The organism is Spelaeicoccus albus, assembly GCF_013409065.1.
Taxonomy (GTDB): domain Bacteria; phylum Actinomycetota; class Actinomycetes; order Actinomycetales; family Brevibacteriaceae; genus Spelaeicoccus; species Spelaeicoccus albus.
The window spans coordinates 68,904-84,777 of the sequence record NZ_JACBZP010000001.1 but is presented as its reverse complement, the minus strand read 5'-3'; the positions used below and the strand labels follow the sequence as shown (position 1 = coordinate 84,777).

General features: G+C 67.0%; 14 protein-coding genes, 1 tRNA gene, 1 other RNA gene and 1 riboswitch. Of the genes, 4 read left to right on the top strand and 12 right to left on the bottom strand.

Annotated elements, in window-relative coordinates; translation table 11 throughout:
- Positions 1-53: 53 nt before the first annotated feature.
- The 9 genes from BJY26_RS00380 to BJY26_RS00340 all read right to left on the bottom strand — a co-directional run bounded on the left by BJY26_RS00380 (position 54) and on the right by BJY26_RS00340 (position 8,472).
- Entirely contained in the window at positions 54-746 is a 693-nt protein-coding gene (locus tag BJY26_RS00380) for a queuosine precursor transporter (protein WP_179424708.1), read from the bottom strand.
- Positions 743-1,276 (bottom strand): YbaK/EbsC family protein, encoded by a 534-nt coding sequence (locus tag BJY26_RS00375; protein ID WP_179424706.1) that lies wholly within the window; start codon positions 1,274-1,276, stop codon positions 743-745. The genes BJY26_RS00380 and BJY26_RS00375 overlap by 4 nt, the downstream gene beginning before the upstream one ends.
- Positions 1,277-1,319: 43 nt before the next feature.
- Positions 1,320-1,958, bottom strand: a complete 639-nt coding sequence (locus BJY26_RS00370; RefSeq protein ID WP_179424704.1) for a LytR C-terminal domain-containing protein — start codon at positions 1,956-1,958, stop codon at positions 1,320-1,322.
- A 10-nt stretch (positions 1,959-1,968) separates the two neighbouring features.
- Entirely contained in the window at positions 1,969-2,268 is a 300-nt protein-coding gene (locus tag BJY26_RS00365) for a type II toxin-antitoxin system VapB family antitoxin (RefSeq protein ID WP_179424702.1), read from the bottom strand.
- An 87-nt stretch (positions 2,269-2,355) separates the two neighbouring features.
- Positions 2,356-3,861, bottom strand: a complete 1,506-nt coding sequence (locus BJY26_RS00360; RefSeq protein WP_179424700.1) for a bifunctional hydroxymethylpyrimidine kinase/phosphomethylpyrimidine kinase — start codon at positions 3,859-3,861, stop codon at positions 2,356-2,358.
- The gene (thiE, locus tag BJY26_RS18855) at positions 3,858-4,505 is read right to left on the bottom strand and encodes a thiamine phosphate synthase (protein WP_179424698.1); all 648 of its coding nucleotides are present in this window, start codon (positions 4,503-4,505) and stop codon (positions 3,858-3,860) included. The genes BJY26_RS00360 and thiE overlap by 4 nt, the downstream gene beginning before the upstream one ends.
- Positions 4,502-5,332, bottom strand: a complete 831-nt coding sequence (gene thiM / locus BJY26_RS00350) for a hydroxyethylthiazole kinase (RefSeq protein ID WP_179424696.1) — start codon at positions 5,330-5,332, stop codon at positions 4,502-4,504. Before thiM ends, thiE begins: the two co-directional genes overlap by 4 nt.
- Positions 5,323-5,415: riboswitch (TPP riboswitch) on the bottom strand. It overlaps the preceding gene by 10 nt.
- A gap of 77 nt (positions 5,416-5,492) precedes the next feature.
- On the bottom strand, positions 5,493-7,526 hold the full coding sequence (locus BJY26_RS00345; protein WP_179424694.1) for a M3 family metallopeptidase: 2,034 nt from the start codon (positions 7,524-7,526) through the stop codon (positions 5,493-5,495).
- 64 nt (positions 7,527-7,590) lie between these two features.
- Entirely contained in the window at positions 7,591-8,472 is an 882-nt protein-coding gene (locus tag BJY26_RS00340) for a LysR family transcriptional regulator (protein ID WP_179424692.1), read from the bottom strand.
- An 85-nt stretch (positions 8,473-8,557) separates the two neighbouring features.
- On the opposite strand from BJY26_RS00340, the gene BJY26_RS00335 reads away from it, so the two are divergent.
- Positions 8,558-9,859 carry an MFS transporter gene (locus tag BJY26_RS00335; RefSeq protein WP_179424690.1) on the top strand — a complete coding sequence of 434 codons (1,302 nt, stop codon included), beginning with the start codon at positions 8,558-8,560 and terminating at the stop codon, positions 9,857-9,859.
- Positions 9,860-9,959: 100 nt separating this feature from the next.
- Here the strand turns inward: BJY26_RS00335 and BJY26_RS00330 are convergent, their stop codons facing one another.
- Complete coding sequence (locus BJY26_RS00330; RefSeq protein ID WP_179424688.1) at positions 9,960-11,198, bottom strand: cobalamin-independent methionine synthase II family protein; 1,239 nt, start codon at positions 11,196-11,198, stop codon at positions 9,960-9,962.
- Positions 11,199-11,483: 285 nt separating this feature from the next.
- Here BJY26_RS00330 and BJY26_RS00325 point away from each other — a divergent pair, with 285 nt between their 5' ends.
- Positions 11,484-12,392 (top strand): methylenetetrahydrofolate reductase, encoded by a 909-nt coding sequence (locus BJY26_RS00325; protein WP_179424686.1) that lies wholly within the window; start codon positions 11,484-11,486, stop codon positions 12,390-12,392.
- Positions 12,389-14,770 (top strand): 5-methyltetrahydropteroyltriglutamate--homocysteine S-methyltransferase, encoded by a 2,382-nt coding sequence (gene metE, locus BJY26_RS00320; protein WP_179424684.1) that lies wholly within the window; start codon positions 12,389-12,391, stop codon positions 14,768-14,770. Before BJY26_RS00325 ends, metE begins: the two co-directional genes overlap by 4 nt.
- A gap of 168 nt (positions 14,771-14,938) precedes the next feature.
- On the opposite strand, the gene BJY26_RS00315 is transcribed toward metE, so the two are convergent.
- Positions 14,939-15,026 (bottom strand) — tRNA-Ser (locus tag BJY26_RS00315).
- Positions 15,027-15,122: 96 nt separating this feature from the next.
- On the opposite strand from BJY26_RS00315, the gene ffs reads away from it, so the two are divergent.
- Positions 15,123-15,218: signal recognition particle sRNA small type (gene ffs / locus BJY26_RS00310), an RNA gene on the top strand.
- A gap of 28 nt (positions 15,219-15,246) precedes the next feature.
- Here ffs and BJY26_RS00305 read toward each other — a convergent pair.
- Complete coding sequence (locus BJY26_RS00305) at positions 15,247-15,846, bottom strand: DUF1707 SHOCT-like domain-containing protein (protein ID WP_179424682.1); 600 nt, start codon at positions 15,844-15,846, stop codon at positions 15,247-15,249.
- Between the last annotated feature and the right edge of the window lie 28 nt (positions 15,847-15,874).

The window sequence follows — 15,874 nt, the reverse complement described above, 5'->3', positions numbered from 1 at the left end:
CCGACACCCACGCGGAACAGGGGAGGAGAGGAAACGGGCGGGCAGCCTCGACCCTAGGCCGCGATGGTGTCGGTCTCGGAGCCGCGCGCCGCGTACGTCGGTTCGCGGCGTTTGACGAATTTGCACACTTGATAAGTGATCGGCATGACGATGATCTCCACGGCGCATTTGTAGACGTAACCGACAACTACGTAGTTGAGGAAGTTCCAGCCGGTCAGGACGCCGTAGAACGCGATAGTGCAGAACACCAGCGTGTCGGCGAGCTCCCCGACCCCCGTGGAGCCGAGCAGGCGCACCCAGAGCTTCTTTTCCAAGGTGCGCTCTTTGAGCCGGACCAAGACGTACGAGTTGAGAAGTTGCCCGACGAAATACCCGCAGATGCCGGCAAGAGCCAGCCGCGGCACAAAGCCGACAACGGCTTCGTACGCCTTTTGGTGATGATAATCGGCGGCCGGCGGCGAGATTTGAACCAGCCAGAACACCACGACCGCCAAGACCAGAACGCCGAAGCCGATCATGACGGCGCGGCGGGCTGCCTTGAATCCGTAGACCTCGCTGAGAATATCGCCGATCACATAGGCCAACGGAAAGAGATAGGCGCCGCCATCGGTGATGATGGGTCCAAAGGCGATCAGCTTGGTGGCCCCAATATTGGAAATGAGCAGGATGGCCACGAAAAGAGCAAGGATGACGTCGTAGTTGCCGCTTCCGCGCAGTGCGTATTGAGCGTTGATCGGACGGCTCATCGCTGGCCGCCCTGCCCAGACTCATCCGGAGCCGACCCGGCATCCGCGGACTTCCCGGCGGCGCTCGGGACGACGGGCTGCTCGGTTCCGTTCGTCAGGCGCACCAACTCGTCATAAGCCAGCGGGAAGACGGTGTCCGGGGTGCCCGCGGCGGCCCAGATCGTGGGGTACTCCGCCAGAGCCGGATCGACGTACGTCGTCACGGGTGCCGGATGACCGGTCGGCGCGACGCCGCCGATCGGCTGTCCCGTCGCGCTTCGAACCTGGTCGGCGCTTGCGCGTCCGACCCGTCCCGCGCCGATTGCGCCGGCAAAATACTCGGTATCGACGCGATGCGCGCCGGATGTCATGACGAGAATTATCCCGTCGTCGGCCGTGAAGACGAGGCTGTTGGCGATGGCGCCGACGTCGCAGCCGAGAAGCGCGGCCGCTGCCGCAGCGGTGGTGGCGCCGCTATCGAGCCGGCGGGGGCGGCCGGCGATATGGGCCGCCTCGAGGGCAGCACTGACTCGTTCGGTATTTGCATGCATGCCTCCAATTGTGCGGCATCCCCGGCACGGCGCGCGAGCCCGCTTAGTGGCCAGACGGCGATCCTGCGGGTTTCGGCGACCGGTCGCTGCGCGGCGTCCCGGTCGGTGAGGCGGACGACGTAGCCGTTGGTGAATTGCTTGTCGCCGAATTGCACGGCAAGGGCCGCGGAGTCTTCAATTCCGCCTTGACGGCCCGGCTCCTGCGCAATTTCGTGAACTTGCCGCCCAAGACGACATCGACGACGTCGTCGTCGCCGGAGACCTTCTTCATATCGACGCTGCGGAATTGCGAGGCGAGCGTCAGCGCTTGCGGCTTGGAATTGCCGGAATACCGGATCCGTACTTGTTTGCCGTGTCGCGGGCCATCGGAGTCGTTGGCGACCTGCACGATGGCGAACCCGCGCTTCTTGAGCTTGCGCGCCGTCCGGCCCGCTAGTCCGGCTCGTTTTGACGCGTTGAACACGCGAATGTCCACCGGCTGCGGCGCCGCTTTGACGGCCGTCGTGTCGCAGGCGTGCCGTTTTGCGGCCCAAGCATCCAGCGGGGACGACCAGCCGAGCGTCAGAGTACCGACGCTGTACCCGGCGGCCGCAAGCAGAAGCAGCGCGATGAGGGAGAGCACAACGATGTGCCTGACCCGGTACCGTCGCCGGCCGCCGGAGCGGCCATCCGGAAGGGACACGGGGGCGCCCCTAATCGTCCAACACGAGAACGCGGGCGTGCAGAATCGCACGCTGGTGCAGTGCGGCGCGGACGGCCCGGTGCAGGCCGTCTTCGAGGTACAAATCGCCGCGCCATTGCACGACGTGGGCGAACAGATCGCCGAAAAACGTTGAGTCCTCGGCCAGCAAAGTGTCGAGACTCAATGTCGATTTCGTCGTGACGAGCTCATCCAAACGGATCTGCCGCGGCGGAACATCGGCCCACTGTTTCGGCGATGCCAGCCCATGGTCGGGGTAGGGTCGCGAGTCGCCGATGCCTTTGAAAATCACCCACCAAGTCTACGGGGCCGCTTGCCCACAACCCCGGCAGGCGACGCCGGGCGTGTACGTATTCGATGACGGATTGTGATCACCCGTTCATCGCTCCATGGGCGCAGCGAAGAAATCCCGTTCCAATGAGGCGGCTGCGGCGAAAGCGTCGGCGGCCGCTGCCCGTTCCTCGCCCGGGGCTCCGGCCAGCGCGGTCTCCGCGTATCCGATTGCCGTCGTCACGGACGCGGCAAACTCCGGATCGGCGTACGTGTCGAGCCATGCCGCGTATGGATGGCCGTCGGTGCGCCGTGCGTGCAGGCGCGCGCCGACGTCCTGGTAAATCCAAAAACACGGCAGCACGGCGGCGACAAGTTGCGGATAGGTCCCGCCGGACTCGCGCAGCAGCCCGGCGTACGCGTCGAGCGCGCGGCCGCGGCCCGGATCCGCGGGGTGACCGGCGAGCCACGTTCGATGCAGTTCGCCCTCTTCGGTGATCGCTCCGCATGCCGCCCGGGCCCAAAATGCTTGCTCGCCGGCAGTCGGGGCGAGCTGGCTGGCCCGGGCCAAGGCGCGGCTGTAATCGCGCAGGTACATCGCGTCTTGCGCCAGATAATAGGTGAAGTGCTCTTCGGCAAGCGTTCCGTCGCCGAGTCCGCGAACGAAATCCAGGGCGTCGATCTGCCGCCGGACCGGCTCGGTGTCCCGCCAGAGCGCGGCGGTCTCGGGGCCGGCCGGCGGCGCCGCGGCAACTGCGGCGGGCTCCGGCTCCGCCAGGCCGCCCGGCTCCGCCCGTTCGCCCAGCCCCGCTCGTTCATACAGCGCATGGAAGTGATGGACCGGGCCGTTGCCGGACCCCACGTGCAACTCGGGGCCGTGCCGAATGCTGTCGGTCAGCCAGGCCTTGGTCTCGGTCAGGGCGTCTTCCCAGCTGCCCCGCGATGCCCGCAGCGTGGCCAGCGCCGACGACATCGAGCAACCGGTGCCGTGCGTCGTCGTCGCCGTGATCCGAGGCCCGTCGACGACGAACGGCGAGCCGGATCCGGAAATCAAGGCATCGGGGCAGGCCGGACCGCCGAGATGTCCGCCCTTCACCAGTACCCGGACGCCGCAGGAATCGGCCAATTGGCGGCCTTGTGCGAGCGCGTCGTGCCATTGCGTTGCTTCCGCCGACCCGGTCAGCACCGCTAGTTCAGCAAGATTGGGCGTCACCAGGTCGACAACCGTCGCAAGGCTCCGGACGGCGTCCTCCGACGACTTGGCGAGCAGCCGGTCGCCGCTCGTGGCCACCATGACGGGGTCGAGGACGACGATGGGCGGCTTGGCCTCGCTAAGCCAGTCGGTAACCGTGCGCACCACATCGGCGCCGCCCAACATGCCGATCTTGACGGCGTCGATCCGGACGTCTGCGCTCACGGCGTCCAGCTGCTGCCGCAGGAACGACGGAGGGGGAGTGTGCACCGAACGCACTCCGCGCGTGTTTTGCGCAACAAGGGCCGTCACGGCAGCCATGCCGAACCCGCCCACTGCCGCAATCGATTTCAGATCCGCCTGGATGCCGGCGCCGCCGGTCGGATCCGTGCCGGCGATGCTGAGGACTCGGGGCAGGGTCATGAAGCCCACCCAGTCACGAGATCGCGGGCGGCTCGTTCCGGGTCGGTCGACGCGCAGATGGCGGACACGACCGCCACGCCTGCGGCGCCGGCTTGTTTCAGCGCGGGAACGTCGGCACGGCCGATTCCGCCGATCGCCACGCACGGAAGCGACGCCGTGGCCGCGAACCGGGCGAATCCGGCGACGCCGAGCGGGGTGGGATGGTCCGGTTTGGTCGATGTGGCGCGGATCGCGCCCACTCCCAGATAATCCACGGTGCCGGGCGGCATCCGGAGGGCTGCGGCCGCGTGCGCATCCGAATTCGCGGTCAGACCGACGACGGCCTGCGGGCCGACAATCTCGCGAACCAGTTCCACCGGGAGATCGTCCTGGCCGACGTGGACTCCGTGGACGGCTGCTCCGGCCGCCCGCGCGGCAAGGTAGACGTCGACGCGGTCGTCGACGAGCACGAACGCCCGGTCGCCGGCTGCGTCGGCAACGGCGGTCACCTCGTCGAAGAGTTCGCGGCCGCCGGCACTTTTATTGCGGACTTGGATCGTGCGTACGCCGCCGTCGATCGCCGCCCCGACCGTGGCAACGACGCCGCGCCGTCCGCACTGCCCGGCGTCGGTGACCAGGTAGATTCCGCTGCCCGCCGCCGTCATGACAGCGCCGCCCGACGCTCGATGTCGGCGGTGTCCACTGCGGCGAGCGCGTCGAGGAAAAGCCCGGCGAACGTGCCCGGCCCTCCGGCGGATTCGGCGGCCATTTCGGCAGCGGCGGTATAGACCACGGTTGCGGCGGCCGTAGCGTTCAAGACGGCACCCGGGCCGTCGGCCGGTTCGCCGCCGCTACGGTCGGCCCCGGCCACGGCCAGGAATGCCGCCGTGACGGCGCCGAGGGCGCACCCGCCGCCGGTGATCTTCGTCAACAGCGACGTGCCGGACGCCGACCGGATCACTCGAGTGCCGTCCGTGACCAGATCGACGCGACCGGACACGGCAGTGACGGCGCCGCACGACGCGGCAAGCGCTGCCCCGGCCGGCAGCGCGTCGTCCGGCGTATCGATGGCGTCGGTGCCGCGACCGCCGCCGCCCAATTCCGCAAGCGCGATGATCTCGGAGGGGTTGCCGCGCACGGCCGTCGGACGGAAGTCGAGCAGCCCGCGGGCAAGGGCCGTGCGCACCGGGAGGCTGCCGACCGCTACCGGATCGAGCACCCACGGCGTTCCGGCCCGGTGCGCGGCCTTTGCCGCCTCGGCCATGGCATTGCGCTGTTCGGCGTGCGGCGTGCCGGTATTGATCAGCACGGCCGAGGCGATCTCGGCGAACGGACCGGACTCGCGCGGCACGTCGGTCATGGCCGGCGAGGCGCCCAAAGCCAGCAGCACATTGGCCGTGAATCCGGTGACGACGGAATTGGTCAGGCACTGGACGAGCGGATTGGTAGCCCGCACCCGTGCCAATACTTCGGAGGTGTATGCGACGTCCATCGCGACATCCCTTCGCTAGTTCGAACTAGATCAGGTTCGACGGGTCTGCTCTCAGCCGCGCGGCGGCACCCCGTGTCACTGTTTGTCTTTTCACCTTACCGGCCCGCGCCCGGTCGGCGCGACGCGGACGTCGTCCGGCCGGCGCGGAGCGGACGCCGGATCAGTCCCGGTTCAGGCCGCGCCTGCGCAACAACGGCGCGATTTGCGGGTCGCGGCCGCGGAAGTTCCGGAAGGCGTCCATCGGATCGACGCTGCCGCCGCGGCTGAGCAGCGTTTCGCGGAAGTAGTCGCCGCCGACGCGGCCGAGACCGCCGTTTTCCTTGAACCATTCGACGGTGTCGGCGTCGAGCACCTCGCTCCAGATGTAGGAGTAGTAGCCGGCCGAATACCCGCCGGCAAAGATGTGGTTGAAATAGCAGCTGCGATAGCGCGGCGGGATCGCCGGAACGTGCAGGCCGGCCGCGTCCAGCGCTTGCGCTTCAAATGTGATCGGATCGTCGATCGACTCGCCGTCCTCCAAGGAGTGCCAGACCAGGTCGAGCATGGCGGCGGCCAGATATTCGGTGGTGGCGTACCCCTGACCGAACCGTCGTGCCTCGACGATCTTGTCGATCCATTCGACCGGCATGGGCTCGTCGGTCTCGTAGTGGCGAGCGTAATTCGTGATCACCTCGGGCCAGACCATCCACATTTCGTTGACCTGCGACGGGTACTCGACGAAGTCGCGCGGCACGTTCGTTCCCGAGAGGCTCGGGAACGTCACGTTCGAGAACAGCCCGTGCAGCGCATGACCGAACTCGTGGAACATGGTGCGCACCTGGTCGAGCGTGAGAAGCGTCGTTTCGCCGTCCGCCGGCTCGGGGATATTGAGATTGTTGACCACCACGGGTTTTTGCCCCAGCAACGTCGACTGGTCCACGAAGCTGGTCATCCAGGCTCCGCCGCGCTTGGTCGGCCGAGTGAAATAGTCGCCCAGGAACAGGCCGAGCTCACTGCCGTCGGCGTCGTGGACTTCGAAAGTCCGGACGCCGTCATGGTAGGTCGGCAGGTCCGTCCGCTCGTCGAACGTGATGCCGTACAGCCGGTTCGCCGCGTAGAACACGCCGTCGAACAGCACTCGGTCGAGCTCGAAATACGGCCGGAACGCGGCGGTGTCGATGCTGAGCCGCTCCCTGCGGAACTCTTCGGACAAGAAGTGGACGTCCCACGGGTCGACAGCCGTGTCGCTGTCGGATTGTTCGGCGAGCTGGGCGAGTTCGCGGCGTCCGTTGGCCACTGCCGGTGGTGCCAGCTCGGACAACATGGCGCCGGCCGCTTCGGGGGTTCCGGCGGTTTGGTCTTCGATCTGCAGATCGGCGTGCGTTTGGTACCCGAGCAGCTTGGCCCGGCGTGATCGCAGCGACGTGATGCGGCTGACCAGCTTGCGGGTGTCGTTCTCATTGGCGCGGGCGCCGCGAACTATCGAGGCGTCGAACAGTGCTCGGCGGGTTTCCGGGTTCGTGAGCACCGCCAGGTCCGGCTGCACGGTCGGCAGTACCAGCGGCAGGGCGTAGGAGCCGGATCGTCCGAGTTCGTCGGCCGCGTGAGCTGCGGCGCTCACGGCGTCGGCGGAGAGGCCGTCGAGTTCGGCCGGGTCGTCGACGACGAGCGCGGAGTCATTGGTGTCGGCAAGCAGCTTCCGGCCGAACTCGCTGGTCAGCGACGCCAGTTCGGTGTTCATGGCGCGCAATTCATCTTGCTGGGCGTCGTCGAGTTCGGCGCCGGAGCGAACGAAGTCTTTGCGCATTTTGTCCAGTAGCCGGCGCGATTCGGCGTCCAGGTTCTCGGCGTCCGCGTCGATGGCCGTGAGGCGCCGGTAGAGGGCGCGGTTCATCCGAATGGCGTCGCGGTGCGCGGCAAAGCGCGGCGTGACCTCTTCATCGATCGCCTCCATCTCCGGGGTGGCATCGGAGGAGTGCAGCGCGAAGAACGTGTTGGCGACTCGGGTGAGCAGCAGTCCGGACTTTTCGAACGCCGCAACCGTATTGGCGAACGTGGCGGGCTCGTCGCTGCCCGTGATCTCGTCGATTTCGGCGAGCTGTTCGGCGAATCCGCGTTCGAAGGCGGGCAGATAATGCGAGTCGTCGATGACGTCGAACGGCGGCAGCTGATAGGGCAGCGCGCTGGTTTCGAAAAACGGATTGTCCGCCGGCATGAACGATTCTCCTCGCGAGTAGACGCAGAGCGCGCACACGGACGACGTGCGCGCGCGATCTCTATCACCGTATCTGGTGTTCCACGGCAAAGCGACGGAACCGGGCGGCTACCGGGGTTGCCCTGCCGGTCTCGGTCCAGGCGATCCCGACGTCCCGATACGCTCCGGGGCCGCCGAGAGGCAGCTCGACGGCGGTCGATGGCTGGAGTCGGTGCGCGCGCGGAACTATTGCGACGCCGAGCCCGGCGGCGGCCAAGCCGCGCAACGTCTCGATATCGGAGCCTTCGAACGCGATGTCCGGTTCGAGGCCGTCGCGAGTGAACAGCGCATCGGTCAAACGGCGCATGCCGTGCCCCGGCGTCATCGCCAGGTACGGGTGGCCCACGACGTCGGCGAGCGTGACGCATCGCCTCAGTCCGACAAGCGGATGGTTCGGCGGAACCGCTACGACGAGCTGCTGCCGGTAGAGCTGTTGCCAGCCCAATGCTGCGTCTTCGGGTTTTGGCCCGGTGAACGCGACGTCGAGCTCGCCATGGAGCAACTTGTCCAATGTGGTCCTGGCCGCACCTTGGAACAGTTCGAAAGTCACGGCCGGGGCTTCCGCGCGGAAATCGCGCAGCAGACCCGGCACGAGCCAGACGCCGAGTGAATGTAGAAATCCAATGCGCAACCGGCCGCGATCGGGGTCGTCCAGGGTGCGCACCGATTCGACGCCGCCGCTCAAGGCAGCAAGCGCGGCTCGGGCATGCGGAAGGAAATCCCTTCCCTTCCGGTTCACGTGCAGACGGCGACCGACCCTGTCGAATAACGCCGTGGCGAGTTCCGATTCCAAGCGGTTGATCATTCGCGACACTGTCGGTTGCGAGAGTTTCAGCACCGCCGCCGCCTCCGTGACGTTCTCGGTCTCGGCGACGTGGACGAATGCCGCGAGTTGGTCGGAATTCACGTTCTTAGTCTATATGCGTATCTTGCATGGAAAATCATCATGATATGCATTTCACAAATAGTCGGCAGGCAAGCACGATGGAACCATGACTTCAGCGTCGTCGCCCGGCCGGACCGAAACCGGGGGGACGGGAACCGGCTATTCGAAAACCGGCCGGTGGCAGGGCTACACCCGCGGCGACAAGTCCTTGCGGGACATCCGCATCGCCCTCTTCTTGGCGGGAATCGCCACATTTGCGCTGCTTTACAGCACGCAGGCGATCTTGCCGGAGTTGTCCTCGGCGTTTTCCATCAGCACGGTTCAATCGACCTATTCCGTATCCGTGTCGACCATCGGGCTCGGCATCGGACTGTTGATCGCCGGTCCGCTGTCGGAGATCCTGGGCCGCACCCGGCTGATCCACATTTCATTGTTCGCTGCGGCGGCGTGCGGGCTCGTGATCGCGTTTGCCCCGTCGTGGAACGTGCTGTTGCTCGGGCGCGGCATCGAGGGGCTCGTCCTTGCCGGGTTGCCGGCAGTTGCGGCGGTCTACTTGAAAGAAGAAGTCCACGCCGGCCTGGCTGCCGGCGCAACGGGGCTCTACATTGCCGGGACGGCGCTCGGCGGCATGCTGGGACGGCTCGTCGGCGCCGGCCTCGTCGAGATGGCCGGGACGGGGTGGCCCGCCGGCGGGGCGTTGGCGGCCTGGCAAGTCTCGTTGCTGGGAAACGGAGTGATGGGACTCGGATGCGCCATCGCCTGTCTGACATTGCTGCCGCGTTCGCGCGGCTTCGTCCCGGCCCCGAAGAGCGTCTCGTATTTGGCGAAGCAGTTCGTGAAGGTCTTCACCGATCCGGCTCTGTTGGCGCTCTATGGCATAGCCGCGGTGATGATGGGATCGTTCGTCGGCGTCTACAACACGCTCGGGTTCCGACTTGAAGCGGCGCCGTTCGCACTCAGCGTGGGCGCCGCCGGCCTGGTGTTCCTCGTCTATCCGGTCGGCAGTGTTTCCTCCGTCCTGGCCGGACGGATCGCCGACAAGGTGGGGCAGCGTGCGGTTGTGCCGATCGCGGCGCTTGTGACGATCGGCGGAATCGCGTTGACTCTCGTCGGGTCGCTCCCGGTGATCATCATCGGCACGGCCATCATGACCGCCGGCTTCTTTGCCACGCACGGTCTTGCGTCCGGATGGGTAGCCGCCCGTGCGTCAGCCGGTGTGGGCGGCGCGGCGCAAGCCGCCTCCATTTACATGGTCAGCTATTACATTGGCTCATCGATCGGCGGCAGCGTGGCCGGTGCAGTGTTCGCCGGGCTGGCTTGGCCCGGGGTTGCCGCAATGGCCGTGACGCTCGTCGCCATTGCGTTCGTCATCAGCCTGGGACTGCGCTCGACCAAGAAACTGGCCTGACCGATCCGCTCCTCCGCGCCCAGTGGCGGCGAATGGCTGCCGAATCGCTGATTCGGCAGCCATTCGCCGCCACTCGATGGAGCGCCGCAGCGGCCGGGGATCAGCCCCAGAGCCGGGCAGTGGCGCGCCTGGCCCCTTCGGCCAGGGTCTCCAGCTTGGCCCAGGCGATTTGCGGGTGCACGCGGCCGCCGAGACCGCAGTCGGTGGAGGCGATGACCCGTTCGCGTCCGACCCGGCGGGCGAACCGCTCGATCCGGTCGGCGACCAGGTCGGGATGTTCGACGACGTTGGTGGCGTGGCTGACGACGCCGGGCACGATGATCTTGTCGTCGGGCAACTCCACGTCGTCCCACACCCGCCATTCGTGCTCGTGGCGCACGTTGCCGGCCTCGAACAAGTACGCTCCGGCGTTGATGCCCAGCATGGTGTGCACCAAATCGGCCATTTCGATATCGGTGGTGTGCGGGCCGTGCCAGCTGCCCCAGCACAAGTGGAACCGGATCCGGTCCTGCGGCAGATCGCGCAGCGCGTAGTTGAGGGCGTCGACGCGTTTTTGCGTGAATGCCAGATAGTCCTCGATCGTCGGTTCGGGATTGATCTGGTCGAAGTTCTCGGCGATCGACGGGTCGTCGATCTGAAGGATGAGCCCGGCGTCGATGATCGCCTTGTACTCTTCGCGCATGGCGTCGGCGCACGCGTACATGAACTCGTCTTCGGTGTCGTAGTACTCATTGGCGATCCGGGAGGCGCTGCCCGGCGACAGGCTCGTCATGAAGCCCTCTTCGATTCCCGCATCGTCCAGCGCCTTCACGAAGTTCGCGGTATCGGCGGCAATCGCGTCCTGGCCGGTGTATTCGATCTTGCCGGTGCATTTCGGAAACACCTGCGCCTTGCGGCCGGTCGTGATCCCGGAGTCGGGATCGTGGTACGCATCGTGGAAGAGTTGCCGGTCCCGCCGGTCGCTGAAACTGGTCAGCACCACGTTTCCCGGCGACGACCTGTGCACTTCGGCGTCCTTCCAAATGTCGACACCGCCGAGCGACAGACCCGATAGCCGCTGGAACGAATACGACCACCACGCGCCGTAATCGACCGGCGAGCTCATTGATTTTCCGTACTCGCCGTCACCCGGCACCGTGACGCCGGCGTCTTTTTCGCGCTGGACCAGGGCCGCGACCTCGCGTCCGAGCAGTTCCGTGTAGTCGTCGGTGAGCGGCACTCCAGTCTTTTCGGCGCGGGCGGCTTGCTCGGCGCGCTGCTCATTGGCCTCGATGAGCTCGGGGGTGCGCGGCAGACTCCCGGCCTGCGACACAAGAATCTCGTCGGTCGATCGGCGCATGACGTTCCTTACGGTTGGCGGGCAGGACGGCGTCCTGAATCTTTCCGCATTCAATCTACCCGGCCGCACCCGCACAGCGGCCAGGAATGTTACGGCATATGTCGCGGGCCCTTCCGCCGCGGCGCCGGGCAACACTAGATTGATCGGCACGGCCGGCAGTTTCGGCCGAACACGCACAGCTTGCGACAGCGACCCGAAAGGGTGTGGGTGCCCCGGGTGCGGGCCTGACGCGGGCGACTTCGTTCCGGCGAAGACCTTGCCCGAACACCGATCCCAGGACGGAAAATGCCCACACCATCCACAAACCGGCTCGCCTTGTCGTACGAGTTGTTCCCGCCGCGCAGCATGGCGGCCGGAAACCTCTGGACGACGATCCGCGAGCTCGAAAGCACCGCCCCCGACTACGTCTCCGTCACCTACGGGGCGAACGGCGGCAATCACGATACTGCGTTGACCTTATTGTCCGAGCTGGTCGGCCGCACGACGCTGCGGCCGCTGGCGCATTTGACGTGCGTGGGAGGCACCCGCAACTCGTTGCGGCGAACCGTCACCGATCTGCTCGACCTCGGCGTTCGCGGCGTCCTGGCATTGCGCGGAGACATTCCCGACGGTTACGTGCCGCCCGACGGAGCCGTTGATCACGCGGTCGACTTGATCGAACTGATCCGCGACGTCGAACGGGGGAACGCGGCTCAACTGGCTGCCGGCCGGATCGCCGTCGGCGCGGCCGCCTATCCGACCAGGCACCCCGAATCGGCGACCTGGCAACAGGACATCGAGGTGCTGGCCGCCAAGCAGGCAGCCGGAGCGGACTTCGCCATCACCCAGGTGTTCTTCGACGCTTCCCGGTACGCCGCGCTGGTGCGACGGGCACGGGACGCCGGCGTCACGATCCCGATCATCCCGGGGATCCTCCCGATGACGAGCCTGCGCCGCGTACGCACCCTCGCACGGCTGGCCGGCATCGACCCTCCCGCGCGACTCTGCCGGCGGTTGGCGCACGCCGGCAGCGAAGCCGACGCACGGCGCATTGGCGTCGATGCGACGGTCGGCTTGCTCCGTGCCGCGCTCGACGTCGGAGCGCCGGGCTTGCACCTCTACACGTTCAATCAGCATTCATCGGCACTTGCCGTGCTCGATGCCCTCAACCTGCCGGCGCGCAATGGCGCACCGACGGAAAGTGAAATCGCATGACTAACACCACGACTTCCACCACGACCGCCACGGATCCCGGTACCAAGCAATTTCCGAGCGGAACGATCCTCGGCTACCCGCGGATCGGCCCGCGGCGCGAACTGAAAAAGGCGCTCGAATCGTACTGGTCGGGCAGAACCGACGCCGAGCAGCTGCGCAGCGCCGCCGCCGATCTGCGCCGCTCCACCGCCGACCGGTTGACGCGCCTCGGTCTGGACCCGGTCTCCGGCGCCATCCCCGGCGGATTCTCGCTGTACGACCAGGTGCTCGACGCCGCCGTCACGCTCGGTGCCGTTCCCGAACGGCTCTCCGGCGTGCGCGGCCCGGACGGCGGCATCGACCTCGACGGGTACTTTTCGCTGGCCCGCGGCAACGCCGATACGGCGCCGCTGGAGATGACCAAATGGTTCGACACCAATTACCACTACCTCGTCCCCGAGCTGTCGCCCGATACCGATATCCGGTTGGGCTCGACGGCGATCGTCGATCAGTTCCGGGAAGCTACGGCGGACGGCGTGACCACGCGCCCGGTCATCGTCGGCCCCGTCACGTTCCTGCTGTTGAGTAAGGCCGCGGACGATGCGCCGTCCGGCTTCCGCCCGCTCGACCGGCTCGGCGACGTCGTTGCCGCGTACCGGCGGCTGCTGGCTCGACTGGCCGAGGCGGGCGCGGAATGGGTGCAGCTCGACGAACCCGGACTCGTCGTCGACGGCCCGAACTCGACGGCGGCCCTCGGCGCAGCCCGGACGGCGTACGCCGAGCTGGGCGCTGCGCCGATAGGAGCCGAGAGGCCCGCCATTTTTGCGTCGCTGCAGTACGCGGACGCCGGCGACGCATTCGCGGTGCTGGCTCGGACGCCGGTCGAGGCGATCGGCATCGATCTGGTGCGCGGGGACGTGCCGGATCTCACGTCCGACGTCGTCTCGGGCCTGGCCGGGAAAACCGTTGTCGCCGGTCTCGTCGACGGCCACAACGTTTGGCGTACCGATTTAGCGCGCGCTGCCGGCGTCCTGGAACGACTGGCCGGCCTGGTGCCCTCCGTGAGCGTATCGACGTCGACGTCGTTGTTCCACGTGCCGCACACGCTGGACGACGAGCCGTCGTTGCCGGCCGCGTTGAAGTCCTGGCTGCGGTTTGCCGACGAAAAAGTCGCCGAGGTCGCCGTGCTGGCTCGGGGGCTGCGCGACGGGTTCGACACGGTCCGCAGCGAGATCGAGGAGGCCACGGAGGCCGGTGCGTCGCGGGAGCGGGCCACCGGCGTGCGGGACGGCGTCGTCCGGGGCCGTCTGGCCGGGCTGGCGGCCGGAGATTTTGAACGGGGCGATTACGCGCGGCGACGATTGCAGCAGGACCGACGGCTCGGCCTTTCGCCGCTGCCTACGACCACTATCGGCTCGTTCCCGCAAACTGCCGAAGTGCGCGCGGCCCGCGGGAAGCTGCGCACGGGGGAGCTGTCGGCGGACGAATACCGAGACGCCATGCGCGCCGAGATCGCGCGCGTCGTCGAACTCCAGCACGACCTCGGGCTCGACGTGATAGTCCACGGCGAGCCCGAGCGGAGCGACATGGTGCAATATTTCGCCGAGAACCTGGACGGGTTCGCCACCACCGCGAACGGCTGGGTGCAATCGTACGGGAGCCGGTGCACGCGGCCGTCGATCTTGTGGGGCGACGTGAGTCGGCCGGCACCCATGACCGTTCCGTGGGCGTCGTATGCCGCATCGCTGACCGAGAAGCCGCTCAAGGGCATGCTCACCGGTCCCGTGACGATCCTGGCCTGGTCGTTCGTGCGCGACGATCAGCCGCTCGGAGACACCGCCCGTCAGGTCGCGCTGGCCCTGCGCGACGAGGTCGCCGACCTGGAATCCGCGGGTATTCCGATCATTCAGGTCGACGAGCCGGCGTTGCGCGAGTTGCTGCCGCTGAAGGCAGCGGATCGGCCGGCCTATCTCGACTGGTCGGTCGGCGCCTTCCGGCTCGCCACCTCCGGTGTCGCCGACGCGACCAGCATCCATACGCACTTGTGCTATTCGGAATTCGGCGAGGTGATTGGCGCCATCGACGACTTGAACGCCGACGTCACGTCGATCGAGGCGGCCCGCTCGCGGATGGAAGTGCTGAGCGATCTGCGCGCCGAAGGATTCTCGCGGGGGATCGGTCCGGGCGTTTACGACATTCATTCGCCGCGCGTGCCGACGACCGAGGAGATCACCGGTCTGATCCGTGCCGCGCTGGAGTCGGCGCCGGCCGACCGGCTGTGGGTGAACCCGGACTGCGGGCTGAAGACCCGCGGCTATGCGGAGACCCGGGCGGCGCTGGAGAATCTGGTCGGGGCCGCGCACGCCGTCCGGCGTACCCGTGCGGCGGTTGGTGCATGAGGTCGGGACCCGAACGCCTCGCGGGCGCTCCGTAGGCTGCCCCGGGACCTCCCGCATCATGCCGAGTGGCGGCGAGTGGCGGCAAAATCGACGATTTTGCCGCCACTCGCCGCCACTCGATACCGGGAAGGAACCGTTCGCCGCCACTTGGTGCGGGCGGGGCGGAGTTGGCGGAGGATAGGGGATTCGAACCCCTGAGGGCGTTAACCCAACACGCTTTCCAAGCGTGCGCCATAGGCCACTAGGCGAATCCTCCGCCCGAAACGTTACCGGATACCCGGGCCAATTACAGAATCGGCCGGTCGGCGTCGTCTCGGATTGGGCCGGCGCCGGGGTCGTTGTTACACTGAAATCCGACCCCTCGTGTGGCGTCATCCTGCGAACTCCCCCAGGGCCGGAAGGCAGCAAGGGTAAGAAGGCTCTGGCGGGTACGCGAGGGGTCTTTTCGCTCAGCGGACAGCCGGAGCGGGCTTCATTCAGTCTTCGAAGAATCGCGGCCCGCGAGCGACGAACGAGGCAACTCCCACGCTTCCCGAAACCCGGATGACCGGGCGACCCGGCTGCGGCGGACCCGGCACCTTGTTCTTCACCGACCCCCACGACTTGTTCAGGTTCTCGGTATCGACAGCCCACCCGTCGGGGAGGATCAGGACGACGTTCCCGGCGCCCGGCTTGATGGTCAGGTCGATCCGATCGGGCACTGTTGCCGCATGCAGAAAGTTCAGCTTGATATTGGCGAACAAGGGTTCGGCGACGATCTTTTCCGGTACCCGCCACGCGCCCGAGCGGTGCTGATTGTCAAGAGTCGCGCGAATTGTCAATGCGGCGTCCGAGCCCTGTGGACGCGCCATCCGCGGCGCTCCCTCGGACGGCATGGACGTGACCGGGAGGTCGGCGACGAGATCGTCAAGCTCGCCATAGGTCGCGGCGGCAAATGCCTGTCCCAAGCGCTCGTCGAGTTCGTCCATGGTCAGGCGGCCGTCTCCTGCGGACTCGCGCAGCACCTCGGCGACGAGATCACGGTCCTGGTCGCTCGCCCGTACGCTGCGCCGCCTGTGATCGGAGTGACCTGCCATGGTCACGAGCATAACCACGCGGACGCTC

Excerpts from the sequence above, each read along its gene's own strand:
- BJY26_RS00380 (WP_179424708.1), bottom strand. The coding sequence starts at position 746 with ATGAGCCGTCCGATCAACGCTCAATACGCACTGCGCGGAAGCGGCAAC.
- BJY26_RS00375 (WP_179424706.1), bottom strand. The coding sequence starts at position 1,276 with ATGCATGCAAATACCGAACGAGTCAGTGCTGCCCTCGAGGCGGCCCAT.
- BJY26_RS00360 (WP_179424700.1), bottom strand. The coding sequence starts at position 3,861 with ATGACCCTGCCCCGAGTCCTCAGCATCGCCGGCACGGATCCGACCGGC.
- thiE (WP_179424698.1), bottom strand. The coding sequence starts at position 4,505 with ATGACGGCGGCGGGCAGCGGAATCTACCTGGTCACCGACGCCGGGCAG.
- thiM (WP_179424696.1), bottom strand. The coding sequence starts at position 5,332 with ATGGACGTCGCATACACCTCCGAAGTATTGGCACGGGTGCGGGCTACC.
- BJY26_RS00345 (WP_179424694.1), bottom strand. The coding sequence starts at position 7,526 with ATGCCGGCGGACAATCCGTTTTTCGAAACCAGCGCGCTGCCCTATCAG.
- BJY26_RS00335 (WP_179424690.1), top strand. The coding sequence starts at position 8,558 with ATGACTTCAGCGTCGTCGCCCGGCCGGACCGAAACCGGGGGGACGGGA.
- BJY26_RS00330 (WP_179424688.1), bottom strand. The coding sequence starts at position 11,198 with ATGCGCCGATCGACCGACGAGATTCTTGTGTCGCAGGCCGGGAGTCTG.
- BJY26_RS00325 (WP_179424686.1), top strand. The coding sequence starts at position 11,484 with ATGCCCACACCATCCACAAACCGGCTCGCCTTGTCGTACGAGTTGTTC.
- metE (WP_179424684.1), top strand. The coding sequence starts at position 12,389 with ATGACTAACACCACGACTTCCACCACGACCGCCACGGATCCCGGTACC.
- BJY26_RS00305 (WP_179424682.1), bottom strand. The coding sequence starts at position 15,846 with ATGGCAGGTCACTCCGATCACAGGCGGCGCAGCGTACGGGCGAGCGAC.